The organism is Streptomyces sp. NPDC032822 (assembly GCF_055578825.1).
The window spans coordinates 58,689-73,631 of sequence record NZ_JBVIOL010000007.1; the positions used below are offsets into that span (position 1 = coordinate 58,689).

Below are 14,943 nucleotides of genomic sequence, written 5' to 3' on the forward strand. Positions count from 1 at the left end.
CCTCTCAGCGTCGATCGGCCATGTTGGTGAACGTCGAAAGCGAAACGAAGCGTTCGAAGCGGTAACCAAGCATGACGAAGCCGTACGACTCTGGAGGAACCTCATGAAGCGCAACATCGTGATCGCCACCGTCACGGCCGCGGCTCTGGTCGGGGGCGGTACGGCCACGGCCCTCGCGGTGTCGGGGGACAGCGAGGGAACGGCGCGGCAGGCGGACGTCCGGGCGGCCGGTACGGCTGCTCAGGACGACGACGCCAACGACGTCGACGACGCGGATGACGTCGACGACAAGGACGACGCCAACGACAAGGACACCGACGACGCCGCCCGTGTGTCCGGTGACGTGACGGCGGCCGAGGCCATCCGCGCCGCGCTGAAGCACACGTCGGGTACCGCCGTCTCCGTCGACCTGGACGACCAGGACGACGCCGGACCGCTCGTCTGGGACGTCGACGTGCTCGGCGGCGGCAACAACTGGACCAGCGTGCGGATCGACCCCGCCACCGGCAAGGTCCTCGGCTCCCACACCGAGCGGGACCAGGACGACACCGCCGAGGTGCGGGCCGCGCTGAAGGGCGCGTCCGTGACGGCCGTCGAGGCTGCCGAGGCCGGGGCCGGCAAGGGCACCGTGACGTCCGTGGACCTGGACGAGGACGGCACCTCGAAGGGCTGGGACGTGGAGACGCGTGCCTCCGGCAAGGCCGAGCAGGACTGGAACGTCGACCTGAAGACCGGCAAGGTCACGGCGGACCGTTCCGACGTCGCCGACGACAACGACGCTGACGACAGCGACGACGACTCCGACAGCTGACGTACGGTGCGGCGAGTGGAGGGGGCGGGCCCGGGAAGGGGCCGCCCCCTCCGGCCTTTCCCGTGCCTGAGGGCCGGCGTCCCGGACTTCCGCTTCGGCCCTGAACGGTCTCGTCCTCAGACGCCGGACGGGCTGGAGGTGACCGCGGCGATCAGCGCCGCTCCTGCCGCCACGCCGCCCGCCACCGCGAAGCACGCCCCGAGCGGGAGTCGCTCGACCAGAACCCCCATCGTCGCCGCCCCTGTCGAACTCCCCGCGTTGACGGCCGTGTTGACCCACGCCCCCGCCTGCGTACGGAAGCCGGCGGGGGCGGCGGCGTCGGCGATCAGGTAGGCCGTGGTCAGGGCGGGGGCCACGAAGAGGCCCGCCAGCGCCGCCGCTGCCACGAGGGCGGGCAGCCCGGGGGCCAGTCCGGCGGCGGCGAGGGTGAGGCCGAGGCCCACGGCCGACAGGGGGAGCCGGATCCGGGCCGGGGTGCGCCAGTCCACCGCCCCGTTGAGCAGGCCGCCCACCGCGCTGCCCGCCGACAGGGCCGCGAGCACCCAGGCGACGGATTCGTCCCCGAGGTGCCGCTCCCCGGCGAAGGCGACGACGAGCAGGTCGACGGCGCTGAGGGAGAGGCCGACTCCGGCCGCGACGACGATCGGTTGCAGCAGCGCCCGCCCCGGCCTCAGGGATGCCCGTCGGTCCTTGCGGACGGACCCGCTCCCGGGCACCGCGGAGACGGCCGGTGACCTGACGAAGGCCAGGGTGCCCACCGCCATGAGGCACGCGCCCAGCGCCACCGCGACGGCGGGCGGGGCCACGCCGACCAGGACGCCCACCAGCAGCGGACCGGTGACGAACAGGAGTTCCTCCGCGACCCCGTCCAGGCTGTACGCGCGTTGCAGCAGGAGCCGGTCCTCGACGAGTCGGCCCCACACCATGCGCATCGTGGGTCCGAGCGGCGGCGCGCAGGCACCGGCGAGGGCGGCCAGGACGCCGAGCGGCAGCGCGGGCGAGCCCGGATGCCGGCCGGTGACCGCCAGCGCGCCGAGCAGGGCCGCGCACAGCAGGGCCATGGGCGGCAGAGCCCGGCGCGGACCGTGGCGGTCGACCAGCGCGGCCCGGTACGGCGACAGGAGCACGACCGTGGCGCCGAACACGGCCATGACGACACCGGCGACGGCGTACGACCCGGTCGCCCGGGTCACGCAGAGCATCACGGCGAGGGGTGCGACGCCGTACGCCAGCCGGGCGGCGAGGGCGGACGCGAAGGTGCGGCGGGCGTGCGGGGTGCGGAGTACGGCGGCATACGAAGGCCGCGGAGGCACGACGGTGGACACGGGGAGAGTTCCTCTACGGGGAGGCGGGAGAAGGGACGCCGAAGTGCCGCGACGGCCACGGCGGGTGCCGGGTGCGGTCGCGGGCTCGGGCGTGCCTAAGCCAGGGGGAGGAACATGTGGCTCAACGTAGCAGCGGGTCGGGCGGGGCGGCGAGGGGATTCGGGGGCGGTCAGCTCTCGGTGAGGCCCGCCACCAGTTCGTCCGCCGCCCGGTACGGGTCGAGCTCGCCGGCCACGATCCGTTCGGCCAGCGCGTCGAGCCGGCGGTCGCCGTGCAGGTCGCCGATGCGTTCGCGCAGGGCCGTGACGGCGATGGTCTCCACCTCGCGGGCGGCGCGGGCGCGGCGGCGCTCGGCCAGGACGCCCCGCTCCTCCATCCAGGCGCGGTGCTTCTCCAGTGCCTCGACCATCTCGTCGATGCCCTCGGAGCGGGCGGCGACCGTCTTGACGATGGGCGGGCGCCAGTCGCCGGGGCCGCGGGACTCTCCGAGGCCGAGCATGTGGTTGAGCTCGCGGGCGGTGGCGTCCGCGCCGTCGCGGTCGGCCTTGTTGACGACGTAGACGTCGCCGATCTCCAGGATTCCGGCCTTGGCGGCCTGGATGCCGTCGCCCATGCCGGGGGCGAGGAGGACGACGGAGGTGTCTGCCTGGGAGGCGATCTCGACCTCGGACTGGCCGACGCCGACGGTCTCGACGATGATCACGTCGCAGCCGGCCGCGTCCAGGACGCGGATCGCCTGCGGGGCGGCCCAGGCGAGGCCGCCGAGGTGGCCTCGGGTGGCCATGGAGCGGATGTAGACACCGGGGTCGGAGGCGTGGTCCGACATCCGGACGCGGTCGCCGAGCAGGGCGCCGCCGGAGAACGGGGACGACGGGTCGACGGCCAGGACGCCGACCCGCCTGCCCTGCTTGCGGTAGGCGGTGACGAGCGCGGAGGTCGACGTGGACTTGCCCACGCCGGGCGAGCCCGTCAGCCCCACCACGTACGCCCCGCCGGTCAGCGGGGCCAGGGTCGCCATGATCTCCCTGAGCTGCGGGGACGCCCCCTCCACCAGGGAGATCAGCCGGGCCACGGCCCGCGGCCGGCCTTCCCTGGCCTGGGCGACCAGCGAGGAGACGTCCTGCATCACAGCTCCGTTCGGAGAATTCGCGTGCCGAGGGTACGGGGGTACGGAAGGTGTCAGACCTTGGGTACCCGCACGATCAGCGCGTCACCCTGACCGCCGCCGCCGCAGAGCGCCGCCGCGCCCACGCCACCGCCGCGCCGCTTCAGCTCCAGGGCCAGGTGCAGGACCAGGCGGGCGCCGGACATGCCGATCGGGTGGCCGAGGGCGATGGCACCGCCGTTGACGTTCACCCGATCCGTGGACACCCCGAGGTCCTTCATTGACTGGACGGCGACGGCGGCGAAGGCCTCGTTGATCTCGATCAGGTCGAGGTCGGAGACCTCCAGGCCGTCCTTCTTCAGGGCGTGCAGGATGGCGTTGGACGGCTGCGACTGGAGCGAGTTGTCCGGTCCCGCCACATTGCCGTGGGCGCCGATCTCGGCGATCCACTCCAGGCCGAGCTCCTGCGCCTTGGTCTTGCTCATCACCACGACCGCGGCGGCGCCGTCGGAGATCTGCGAGGCCGAGCCCGCGGTGATGGTGCCGTCCCGGGTGAACGCGGGGCGCAGCTTGCCGAGCGACTCCGCGGTGGTCTCCCCGCGGATGCCCTCGTCGTTGCTGAAGACGACCGGGTCGCCCTTGCGCTGCGGGATCTCCACGGGGGTGATCTCGGCCTCGAACAGGCCGTTCTTCTGGGCGGCGGCGGCGCGCTGGTGGGACAGGGCGGCGATCTCGTCCTGCTCGGGGCGCAGGATGCCGAGGCGGGTGTTGTGCTTCTCCGTGGACTCGCCCATGGCGATGTTCTCGAAGGCGTCGGTGAGACCGTCGTACGCCATGGCGTCGAGCATCTCGATCGCCCCGTACTTGAAGCCCTCGCGGGACTTCGGGAGCAGGTGGGGGGCGTTGGTCATGGATTCCTGACCGCCGGCGACGATCACGTCGAACTCGCCGGCGCGGATGAGCTGGTCGGCGAGGGCGATGGCGTCGAGGCCGGACAGGCACACCTTGTTGACGGTGAGCGCCGGGACGTTCATGGGGATGCCGGCCTTGACCGCGGCCTGGCGTGCCGGGATCTGCCCCGCCCCGGCCTGGAGCACCTGGCCCATGATCACGTACTGCACCTGGTCGCCACCGATTCCCGCACGGTCGAGGGCGGCCTTGATCGCGAAGCCGCCGAGGTCGGCTCCGGAGAAGGACTTCAGCGAGCCCAGCAGGCGTCCCATGGGCGTCCGGGCGCCCGCGACGATCACCGAGGTCGTGCTGTTCGAACCAGTCATGAGGTGCGATCCCCTTACCGGCCTGCACAGGCCGAGGAGTGAACGAGGGTTTACTTCGAATGTACTGAGTGGCACTCCGTGCCGTCACCGGGCCGTCGGTGTGATCGCGCGCACGTTGCGTAACCATCCCGGCCGCGCTGCACTGAATCCATGCTGACGCGAATCGACCACATCGGGATCGCCTGTTTCGACCTCGACAAGACCGTCGAGTTCTACCGGGCCACGTACGGCTTCGAGGTGTACCACTCCGAGGTCAACGAGGAGCAGGGCGTGCGCGAGGCCATGCTCAAGATCAACGAGACGTCCGACGGCGGGGCCTCCTACCTGCAGCTTCTGGAGCCGACCCGGGAGGACTCCACCGTCGCGAAGTGGCTCGCGAAGAACGGCGAGGGGGTGCATCACATCGCTTTCGGTACGGCGGATGTGGACACCGAGGCCGCGGACGTCCGCGGGAAGGGCGTACGCGTTCTGTACGAAGAGCCGCGAATCGGTTCCATGGGGTCACGGATCACCTTCCTGCACCCAAAGGATTGCCACGGCGTACTGACAGAACTGGTCACTTCGGCGCCCGTTGAGTCACCTGAGCACTGACCCTCGTACATATGGGCCGGTAGGGTTGGTGGCGGTTGCCGCTCCTGCCAGGGCGACCAGGGTCCTGCCATGACGGCGGGACCCGGCCGGGGTCCGGGTTTCGGGGGACGAGCGTCGGGGCAGTAGCCCATGCTCCGCCGTTGATCTGACACCATTCCCCGGGAGCCCCGTCCGTCGGTCGGACGGAGCTCGTACGGAGAGACTTGCGACCAGGGGACGGATGGGACCGCGCAGTGCGGGGCTACGAGAGCCAGGAGCGGGAACCGGCGGCTGACGTCGACCACCTCACTCGTTTCGAAGCCGAGATGAAGCGGCTGAAGACCGAGCGGGAAAAGGCGATCCAGCATGCCGAGGACCTCGGCTACCAGGTCGAGGTGCTGCGCGCCAAGTTGCACGAGGCGCGGCGCACCATCATGTCCCGGCCCGCGTTCGACGGCGGCGACATCGGCTACCAGGCCGAGCAGTTGCTGCGGAACGCTCAGGTCCAGGCCGACCAGTTGCGCCAGGAGGCCGAGCGCGAGCTGAGCCAGGCCCGGGCGCAGACCCAGCGGATCCTCCAGGAGCACGCCGAACAGGCCGCCCGGCTCCAGGCGGAGCTGCACCAGGAGGCGGTCACCCGCCGCCAGCAGCTCGACCAGGAGCTGTCGGAGCGCCGCCAGACCGTCGAGTCGCACGTCAACGAGAACGTGGCCTGGGCCGAGCAGCTCCGCGCCCGCAGCGAGCAGCAGGCCCGCCGGCTCCTGGACGAGTCCCGTGCCGAGGTCGAGCAGGCCATGAGCGGGGCCCGCACCGAGGCCGAGCGGGTGACCTCCGAGGCCCGCCAGCGGCTGCAGAGCGAGGCCGAGTCGGCCCGCGCCGAGGCCGAGCAGTTGCTGCGCCGGGCCCGCACGGACGCCGAGCGCCTGTTGAACGCGGCCTCGACGCAGGCCCAGGAGGCCACCGACCACGCCGAGCAGCTGCGTACCTCCACCTTCTCCGAGTCGGACTCGGCCCGCCGTGAGGCGCAGGAGCTGAGCCGGACCGCGGAGCAGCGCCTCGCCGAGGCCGACACCGCGCTGCGTGAGGCGCGCTCCGAGGCGGAGAAGCTGGTCGCCGAGGCCAAGGCCGCCGCCGAGAAGGCGCTGTCGAGCGCGGAGTCGACCAACGAGCAGCGCACCCGCACGGCCAAGGAGCAGGTCGCCCGGCTGGTCACCGAGGCCACCAAGGAGGCCGAGGCGACCAAGGAGTCCGCCGAGCAGATCGTCGCGGACGCCCGCGCCGAGGCCGAGAAGGTGCTCGACGAGGCGGCCGAGAAGGCCCGCACCCTCACCGCCGAGGAGAGCGCGACCCAGCTGTCCAAGGCGGCCAAGACGGCCGAGGACGTCCTGAACCGGGCGCAGGAGGACGCGCAGAACACCACCAAGGCCGCCGCCGAGGAGGCCGAGCGGATCCGCACCGAGGCGGAGACCGAGGCGGACCGGCTGCGTGCCGAGGCGCACGACATCGCCGAGCAGCTCAAGGGCACGGCGAAGGACGACACCAAGGAGTACCGCGCCAAGACGGTCGAGCTCCAGGAGGAGGCCCGTCGGCTGCGCGGCGAGGCCGAGCAGCTGCGTGCCGAGGCGGTCGCCGAGGGCGAGAAGATCCGCGCGGAGGCCCGCAAGGAGGCCGTCCAGCAGATCGAGGAGGCGGCCCGGACCGCCGAGGAACTGCTCGGCAAGGCCCGCCAGGACGCGGACGAGCTGCGCCAGAAGGCCACCACGGACAGCGAGAAGGTCCGTACGGAGGCCATCGAGCGGGCGACGACCCTGCGCCGGCAGGCCGAGGAGACCCTGGAGCGCACCCGCAAGGAGGCCGAGCGGCACCGCGCCGACGCGGTCGAGCAGTCCGAGGCCATCACGGCCGACGCCGAGCGGGCCGCCCGCGAGCTGCACGAGGAGACCGAGCGGGCCATAGAGGCCCGCCGCGTGGAGGCCGCCGAGGCACTGACCCGGCTGCACACCGAGGCCGAGGAGCGCCTCGCCGCCGCCGAACAGGCGCTCACCGACGCCCGGGACGAGGCCACGCGGATCCGCCGCGAGGCCGCCGAGGAGAGCGAGCGGCTGCGCGGCGAGGCCGCCGAGCGGATCCGCACCCTCCAGCAGCAGGCCGAGGCGGAGGCCGAACGGCTGCGCACCGAGGCCGCGTCCGACGCCTCCGCCTCCCGTGCGGAGGGCGAGTCCGTCGCCGTACGGCTGCGGTCCGAGGCGTCCGCGGAGGCCGAGCGGCTGAAGTCGGAGGCGCAGGACACCGCCGACCGGCTGCGCGCGGAGGCGCAGGCCGCCGCCGAGCGGCTGGCGACGGAGGCCACGGAGACGCTGGCCGCCGCGCAGGAGGAGGCGAGCCGGCGTCGCCGCGAGGCCGAGGAGCTGCTCGGTTCGGCCCGCGAGGAGGCCGGCCAGGAGCGCGAGCGGGCCCGCGAGCAGAGCGAGGAACTGCTGGCCTCGGCGCGCAAGCGCGTCGAGGAGGCGCAGACCGAGGCCGTCCGGCTGGTCGAGGAGGCCGACCGGCGCGCCAACGAGATGGTGTCGGCGGCCGACCAGCACGCCCAGCAGGTACGGGACGCGGTCGCGGGGCTGCACGAGCAGGCCCAGGAGGAGATCACCGGACTGCGCTCGGCCGCGGAGCACGTGGCGGAGCGCACCCGCCGGGAGGCCGAGGAGGAGTCGGACCGGGTCCGTGCCGACGCCTACTCCGAGCGGGAGCGGGCCACCGAGGACGCCAACCGGGTCCGGCGCGAGGCGGCCGAGGAGACGGACGCCGCCAAGGCGCTCGCCGAGCGCACGGTGTCCGAGGCCATCTCGGACGCGGAGCGCCTGAGGTCGGACGCGTCCGAGCACGCCCAGCGGGTGCGCACGGAGGCGTCGGACGCCATCGCCGAGGCCGACCAGGCGGCGGCGCGGACCCGGGCGGACGCCCGGGAGGACGCCAACCGTCTCCGGTCGGACGCGGCGACCCAGGCCGACACCCTCATCACCGAGGCCCGCAACGAGGCCGAGCGGCTCACCACCGACACGATCAACGACACCGACCGGCTGCGCCAGGACACGGTCGCCGAGGCGGAGCGGCTGCGGTCGGAGACGGTCGCCGAGGCCGAGCGGGTCCGGTCCGAGGCCAGGGCCAAGGCCGACCGGCTGCTCGGGGAGGCCACCGGCGACGCGGAGCGGCTGCGCGCCGAGGCCGCCGACACCGTCGGCGCGGCCCAGCAGCACGCCGAGCGGGTCCGCAACGAGTCCGAGCGGGTCAAGGCGCAGGCCCGGTCGGAGGCCGAGCGGGTCACCACGGCGGCGCGCGAGGAGGCCGAGCGCACCCTCGACGAGGCCCGCAAGGACGCCAACAAGCGGCGCTCCGAGGCGGCCGAGCAGGTCGACACCCTCATCACGGAGACCGCCGCCGAGGCCGACAAGCTGCTCACCGAGGCACAGCAGCAGGCGCAGAAGACCACCGCGGAAGCGGAGGCGCAGGCCGACAGCATGGTCGGCGCGGCCCGCACCGAGGCCGACCGGGTGGTGTCCGAGGCGACGGTCGAGGGCAACGCGCGGGTGGAGAAGTCCCGTACGGACGCGGACGAGTTGCTCGTCGGCGCGCGCCGGGACGCCACCGCGATAAGGGAGCGCTCCGAGGAGCTGCGCAACCGCATCACGGCGGAGATCGAGAGCCTGCACCAGCGGGCCCGCCGCGAGGCCGCCGAGACCATGAAGACGACCGGTGACCGCTGTGACGCGCTCATCAAGGCCTCCGAGGAGCAGCTCGCCAAGGCCGAGGCGAAGGCGAAGGAGCTGGTGTCGGAGGCCAACTCCGAGGCCGGCAAGGTGCGTATCGCCGCCGTCAAGAAGGCCGAGGGTCTCCTCAAGGAGGCCGAGCAGAAGAAGGCGGCGCTCGTCCGGGAGGCCGAGGAGCTGAAGGCGGAGGCGATCCGCGAGGCGAAACGCACCGTCGAGGAGGGCAAGCGCGAGCTGGAGATCCTGGTGCGCCGGCGCGAGGACATCAACGCCGAGATCTCCCGTGTCCAGGACGTCCTGGAGGCGTTGGAGTCCTTCGAGGCCCCCGTGGGAGGCAAGGACGGCGTCAAGGCGGGCGCCTCGGTCGGTGCCCCTCGTTCGGGTGGCAAGCCGTCGGACGGCTAGGCCGGTCCGGGAACGCCGTACGAGCGGCGAGCGGATTCGGGTGTGTTCTGGGGCCTTTGACCAAGTCTTTGGCAAGTGGTCCGCGGGTTAGCCACCCAAAAGGGGTGTCATTCTCCAGATCAAACACGCATCCGCTCGATGACACACCGCTTCGGCCCCTAGGATTCCACCTATCACCTCACCGGTCTCATTCGACAGGAACCCCATGAGCGACACTTCCCCCTACGGCTTCGAGCTTGTGCGGCGTGGGTACGACCGCGCTCAGGTGGACGAACGCATTTCGAAGCTCGTCTCCGACCGTGACAGCGCTCTGGCCCGTATCACTGCTCTTGAAAAGCGCATCGAGGAACTGCACCTTGAGACGCAGAACGCCCAGGCCCAGGTAAGCGACGCCGAGCCGTCGTACGCCGGTCTCGGCGCGCGCGTCGAGAAGATCCTCCGCCTCGCCGAGGAGGAGGCGAAGGATCTGCGTGAGGAGGCCCGTCGCGCCGCCGAGCAGCACCGCGAGCTTGCCGAGTCGTCGGCCCAGCAGGTCCGCAACGACGCGGAATCGTTCGCTGCGGAGCGCAAGTCCAAGGCCGAGGACGAGGGCGTCCGGATTGTCGAGAAGGCCAAGAGCGACTCCTCCCAGCTGCGCCAGGAGGCGCAGAAGGACGCGCAGCAGAAGCGCGAGGAGGCGGACGCCCTCTTCGAGGAGACCCGCGCCAAGGCCGCTCAGGCCGCCGCCGACTTCGAGACGAACCTCGCCAAGCGCCGCGAGCAGTCGGAGCGCGACCTGGCGTCCCGTCAGCAGAAGGCGGAGAAGCGTCTCGCGGAGATCGAGCACCGCGCGGAGCAGCTTCGCCTGGAGGCGGAGAAGCTGCGCACGGACGCCGAGCGCCGTGCCCGTCAGACCGTCGAGACGGCTCAGCGCCAGGCCGAGGACATCGTGGCCGACGCCAACGCCAAGGCGGACCGCATCCGTTCGGAGTCCGAGCGCGAGCTGGCGGCTCTCACCAACCGCCGCGACTCCATCAACGCCCAGCTGACGAACGTGCGCGAGATGCTCGCCACGCTCACGGGCGCCGCGGTGGCCGCTGCCAGCACGCCGGTCGACGACGAGCCGATCTCCCGGGGTGTCCCGGCTCAGCAGTCCCGGTAGGCGTGTGACGTAGGACGACGAAGGCCCGCATCCGCCACGCAGGGGATGCGGGCCTTCGTCGTGCACGGCGCCGGGGCGGGAGCCGGCCGCTCCCGCCTCCGGCGACGGCTTTCACCTTTCTTGCCGTCCTCTTCGGTCTCTGTTTGCCCATTCGGGTGGCAATGGGCGAGGGCCGGTCCTAGCGTGGGGCGCATGATCGAGATCGAGGGGCTGACCAAGCGGTACGGCGAGAAGGTGGCGGTCAACAACCTGACGTTCACCGTCAGACCGGGCATCGTGACGGGCTTCCTCGGGCCCAACGGCGCGGGCAAGTCGACGACCATGCGGATGATGCTGGGGCTCGACCGGCCCACGGCCGGGGACGTCCGTATCGACGGCAGGCACTACGACCAGCTCGCGGACCCGCTGACGTACATCGGCGCCCTGCTGGACGCGAAGGCCATGCACGGCGGGCGCAGCGCCTTCAACCACCTGCTGTGCCTCGCGCAGAGCAACGGCATCCCCAGGAGCCGGGTGCACGAGGTGCTGGACACGGTGGGCCTCACCTCGGTCGCGAAGAAGAAGGCCAAGGGCTTCTCGCTCGGGATGGGGCAGCGTCTGGGCATCGCGGGCGCGCTGCTCGGCGATCCGCGGATCCTGATGTTCGACGAGCCGGTCAACGGCCTCGACCCCGAGGGCATCCACTGGATCCGCAACCTGATGAAGGCGCTGGCCGCGCAGGGGCGGACCGTGTTCGTCTCCTCGCACCTGATGAGCGAGATGGCGCTGACCGCCGACCATCTCGTCGTGATCGGACAGGGGCGGCTGCTGGCCGACACCTCCATGGCCGACTTCATCGCGCAGAACTCGCGGTCCTACGTCCGGATCCGCTCCCCCCATCGTGAGCGGCTGCTCGACACCCTGCACGAGGCCGGGATCACCGTCGTGGAGACCGGCAACGGCACGCTGGAGGTCGACGGCGCGAAGTCCGAGCAGATCGGCGAGCTCGCGGCGCAGCACCAGATCGTGCTGCACGAGCTGAGCCCGCAGCGGGCCTCCCTGGAGGAGGCGTTCATGCAGTTGACCGCGGAGTCGGTCGAGTACCACGCGCATTCCGACACCCCCACCGCGCAGCAGCCGCAGGCACAGCCTGGGCCGCAGTGGGGCGACGGCTGGAAGGGGAACTGACCATGGCGGCGCTCCAGATCGTCCGGTCCGAATGGACCAAGATCCGGTCGGTGGCCTCCACCGTGTGGACGCTCTCCCTGGCCGTGGTCGTCACCATCGCCCTCGGCATGCTGATCTCGGCGCTGTCGAAGAGCGAGTTCGACAAGATGAGCCGCGGCGACCAGCTCTCCTTCGACCCGACATACATCAGCTTCGCGGGCATGAGCCTCGGCCAGCTCGCGATGATCGTGTTCGGGGTGCTCGTCGTGTCGAACGAGTACAGCACCGGCATGATCCGCACCTCGCTGGCCGCCGTACCGCGGCGCGGCACCTTCCTGTTCAGCAAGATCGTGGTCGCTACGGGGCTCTCGCTGGTCGTCGGCCTGGCCACCAGCTTCGTCACCTTCTTCCTGGGCCAGGCGATGCTGGGCACCCACAAGGCGGAGATCGGCGACTCGGGTGTGCTGCGCGCGGTGATCGGCGGCGGCCTCTACATGACCCTCATCGCGATGTTCTCGATGGGCGTCGCCGTGATGCTGCGCTCGCCGATGCTGTCGCTGGGCATCCTGATGCCGTTCTTCTTCCTGATCTCCAACATCCTGGGCAATGTCTCGGCGACCAAGGACATCGGCCGGTTCCTGCCCGACCAGGCCGGCAGCAAGATCATGCAGGTGGTCCCGCCGCTCGACGACGACACCCCGTACGGTCCCTGGGGCGGCCTCGGCATCATGGCGTTGTGGGTGGCGGTGGCGCTGATCGGTGGTTATGTCCTGTTGAAGAAGCGGGACGCGTGAAGCCTGGGCTTTGCTTTCATTTGAGCGGAACCGTCAGCGCCCCGATAAGCTCCTAACCCTTACGGGGGGCGTGTGCCCCGCTGTCCTGAACCTTGCGATGGGTGCGGAGCATGATCGAGGCAGTCGGCCTGACCAAGCGCTACGGCGACAAGACCGCTGTGTACAACCTTTCCTTCCAGGTGCGGCCCGGTGCCGTCACCGGCTTCCTCGGGCCCAACGGCTCGGGCAAGTCGACGACGATGCGGATGATCCTCGGCCTGGACAACCCCAGCTCGGGCCAGGTGACGATCGGCGGCTACCCGTACCGCAGGCTGCCGAACGCCGCCCGCCAGGTCGGCGCGCTGCTCGACGCCAAGGCCGTGCACGGCGGTCGTGCCGCCCGCAACCACCTGCTGTGTCTGGCCCAGCTCTCCGGCATCCCGGCCCGCCGGGTGGACGAGGTGCTCGGGGTGGTCGGCCTCCAGGACGTGGCGCGAAAGCGCTCCAAGGGCTTCTCCCTGGGCATGGGCCAGCGGCTCGGCATCGCCGCCGCGCTGCTCGGCGACCCCCAGGTGCTGCTCTTCGACGAGCCCGTCAACGGCCTCGACCCCGAGGGCATCCTCTGGGTGCGCAACCTGATGAAGGCGCTCGCGGCGGAGGGCCGTACGGTCTTCGTCTCCTCGCACCTCATGAGCGAGATGGCGGTGACCGCCGACCATCTGATCGTGATCGGGCGCGGCCAGCTGCTCGCCGACATGAGCATCAAGGACTTCATCTCGGCCAACTCGGCCGACTTCGCGCGGGTCCGTACGCCCGACACCGACCCGCAGCTGCGCGAGAAGCTGTCCGCCGCGCTCACCGAGGCGGGCGGGCACGTCATGTCGGAGCACGACGGCGGGCTGCGGGTGACGGGGCTGCCGCTGCCGCGCATCAGCGACATCGCGCACGACAGCGACGTACGCCTGTGGGAGCTGTCTCCGCACCAGGCCTCGCTGGAGGAGGCGTACATGCGGATGACGCAGGGCGCCGTCGACTACCGCTCGACCATCGACGAGAAGGCCGGGCTCCAGCAGCAGCCGCCGCCGGGCGCGCAGCCGCCCATGCCGGTGCCGGGGCAGGGTCAGCCGGGCTGGTACGCCCCGCCGCCGCCCCAGCAGGGCGGGCAGCCGTTCGCCCCGCAGGGGCAGCCTCAGGCGGGCCCCTACGGCGCTCCGGGCGCGGCCCCGGCCCCCGGCAACCCGTACGCCCCGCAGGCCCCGTACGCGCCGCAGGGGCAGGCTCCGGCCGCCGCGCAGCCCGTCGCGCCCGCCCAGGCCCCGGGAGCCCCGGCCTCCGCCCCCGTCGTCGCCGCCGACCCGAACAAGCCCGAGGACGCCCGATGAGCACCCCGCAGCCCCAGATGCCGCAGGCCGCAGCCACCTGGCAGGCGGCGCCCGGACCGTCGTTCCCGACGTACTCCTCGCCGATCCCGGTGGTGCGCACGCACCTCGGCCACGCGATCGCCTCCGAGTGGACGAAGATCCGCTCGGTGCGCTCCACGATGTGGACGCTCGGGGTGTTCGTGCTGCTCGTCGTCGGCATCGGCATCGGGACCGGCGCGCTGGTGGCCGCCACCGCGGGCCCGGAGGACCTGAGGGGCGAGAACCCGCTGTCGTTCGGCTTCTTCGGGCTGCTGGTCGGCAGCATGTGCCTCATCACGCTCGGCGTGCTGACCACGGCCTCGGAGTACGGCACCGGCATGATCCGGACCACGATGGTGGCCTGTCCCTCGCGCGGCCGGGTCCTCGCGGCGAAGGCGATCGTGTTCTTCTCGGTCGCCTTCGTGGTGACGCTGGTGTCGGTGCTGGTGGTCGCCCTGGCGGACGTCGCGATGCTGGACGGCGCGCGGGAGCCCTCGGGTCAGGAATGGCTGAAGGGCACGGTCGGCATCTCGCTCTACATGGCGCTGCTCGGTCTGATCTCGCTGGTGATCGGCTCGATCATCCGGCACTCGGCGGGCGCGATCACCATCATGATCGGCGCGCTGCTGGCCCCGCTGGTCATCGCGCTGTTCATGTTCTCGGAGTCGCTGGAGGGCCTGCGCCAGGCCCTGTTCGAGTACTCCATCCCGAACCAGCTGAGCGTCTTCTACTCCAACTCCCTCACCGAGTCCGGCCCGGCCGGCTGGGACCCGCTGTGGATCGCCCTCGGTGTGACGGCCGTCGCGTTCGCCGGTGCCTTCGCCCTGCTGGAGAAGCGGGACGTGTGAACCCGCGGGACGACTCGCGGGGGCTCTAGAACCTCGGCGCGTTCCTGGACCGCTGCACCCGTGTGGTGCGGCGGTCCTTCGCGTTCCAGCAGGCCTTGTGCCAGTGCCGGCGCTCGTCGACGCCGGAGTGCTCGGGCCAGGCCACGACGTGCGGGACGCCGTCCGGGATCAGCTGCTCGCAGCCCGGGCAGCGGTACGCCTTGCCCTGGGCGCTCGCCCCGGCCACGTGCCGCACGCTCCACTGCTCGCCCTGCCAGTTCTCGGCGGACTGGAAGCCGCCGTAGCGGCCCGAACGGTCCTCCTCGGCGCTCCGGCCGGACGCGCCTGACGCACCAGCTCCCTTGGGTCGGTTGCGACGCGGGGACACGGGACACCTCACGG

12 protein-coding genes are annotated in these 14,943 nt (G+C 71.8%); 8 read left to right on the forward strand and 4 right to left on the reverse strand.

The genetic code is table 11. The features are described 5' to 3' along the window. The first annotated feature begins 103 nt into the window (after positions 1–103). Positions 104–811: a PepSY domain-containing protein gene (locus ACZ5VD_RS20785; protein WP_468682908.1), complete on the forward strand. Its 708-nt coding sequence runs from the start codon at positions 104–106 to the stop codon at positions 809–811. A gap of 116 nt (positions 812–927) precedes the next feature. On the opposite strand, the gene ACZ5VD_RS20790 is transcribed toward ACZ5VD_RS20785, so the two are convergent. The 3 genes from ACZ5VD_RS20790 to ACZ5VD_RS20800 all read right to left on the reverse strand — a co-directional run bounded on the left by ACZ5VD_RS20790 (position 928) and on the right by ACZ5VD_RS20800 (position 4,518). Further along, on the reverse strand, positions 928–2,136 hold the full coding sequence (locus ACZ5VD_RS20790; RefSeq protein WP_468551087.1) for an MFS transporter: 1,209 nt from the start codon (positions 2,134–2,136) through the stop codon (positions 928–930). Positions 2,137–2,305: 169 nt separating this feature from the next. Beyond that, the gene (gene meaB, locus ACZ5VD_RS20795; protein ID WP_468551086.1) at positions 2,306–3,262 is read right to left on the reverse strand and encodes a methylmalonyl Co-A mutase-associated GTPase MeaB; all 957 of its coding nucleotides are present in this window, start codon (positions 3,260–3,262) and stop codon (positions 2,306–2,308) included. Positions 3,263–3,315: 53 nt separating this feature from the next. After that, a complete protein-coding gene (locus ACZ5VD_RS20800) occupies positions 3,316–4,518 on the reverse strand; it encodes an acetyl-CoA C-acetyltransferase (RefSeq protein ID WP_468551085.1) in 1,203 nt (400 codons plus the stop codon). Between the two features lie 150 nt (positions 4,519–4,668). On the opposite strand from ACZ5VD_RS20800, the gene mce reads away from it, so the two are divergent. From mce to ACZ5VD_RS20835, 7 genes are all read left to right on the forward strand, one after another. Further along, positions 4,669–5,109 (forward strand): methylmalonyl-CoA epimerase, encoded by a 441-nt coding sequence (gene mce / locus ACZ5VD_RS20805; protein WP_468551084.1) that lies wholly within the window; start codon positions 4,669–4,671, stop codon positions 5,107–5,109. A 233-nt stretch (positions 5,110–5,342) separates the two neighbouring features. Continuing rightward, entirely contained in the window at positions 5,343–9,254 is a 3,912-nt protein-coding gene (scy, locus tag ACZ5VD_RS20810; RefSeq protein WP_468682909.1) for a polarized growth protein Scy, read from the forward strand. A gap of 205 nt (positions 9,255–9,459) precedes the next feature. Next, on the forward strand, positions 9,460–10,395 hold the full coding sequence (locus tag ACZ5VD_RS20815; RefSeq protein WP_468551082.1) for a cellulose-binding protein: 936 nt from the start codon (positions 9,460–9,462) through the stop codon (positions 10,393–10,395). A 192-nt stretch (positions 10,396–10,587) separates the two neighbouring features. Beyond that, a complete protein-coding gene (locus tag ACZ5VD_RS20820) occupies positions 10,588–11,562 on the forward strand; it encodes an ABC transporter ATP-binding protein (protein ID WP_468682910.1) in 975 nt (324 codons plus the stop codon). Positions 11,563–11,564: 2 nt separating this feature from the next. Further along, positions 11,565–12,335 carry an ABC transporter permease gene (locus ACZ5VD_RS20825; protein ID WP_468551080.1) on the forward strand — a complete coding sequence of 257 codons (771 nt, stop codon included), beginning with the start codon at positions 11,565–11,567 and terminating at the stop codon, positions 12,333–12,335. 110 nt (positions 12,336–12,445) lie between these two features. Continuing rightward, positions 12,446–13,696, forward strand: coding sequence for an ABC transporter ATP-binding protein (locus ACZ5VD_RS20830; protein ID WP_468682911.1), 1,251 nt, complete (start codon positions 12,446–12,448; stop codon positions 13,694–13,696). Continuing rightward, a complete protein-coding gene (locus ACZ5VD_RS20835; protein WP_468551078.1) occupies positions 13,693–14,562 on the forward strand; it encodes an ABC-2 transporter permease in 870 nt (289 codons plus the stop codon). The genes ACZ5VD_RS20830 and ACZ5VD_RS20835 overlap by 4 nt, the downstream gene beginning before the upstream one ends. 25 nt (positions 14,563–14,587) lie before the next feature. Here ACZ5VD_RS20835 and ACZ5VD_RS20840 read toward each other — a convergent pair whose 3' ends face one another. Beyond that, complete coding sequence (locus ACZ5VD_RS20840; RefSeq protein ID WP_468551077.1) at positions 14,588–14,929, reverse strand: ATP/GTP-binding protein; 342 nt, start codon at positions 14,927–14,929, stop codon at positions 14,588–14,590. Positions 14,930–14,943: the final 14 nt, after the last annotated feature.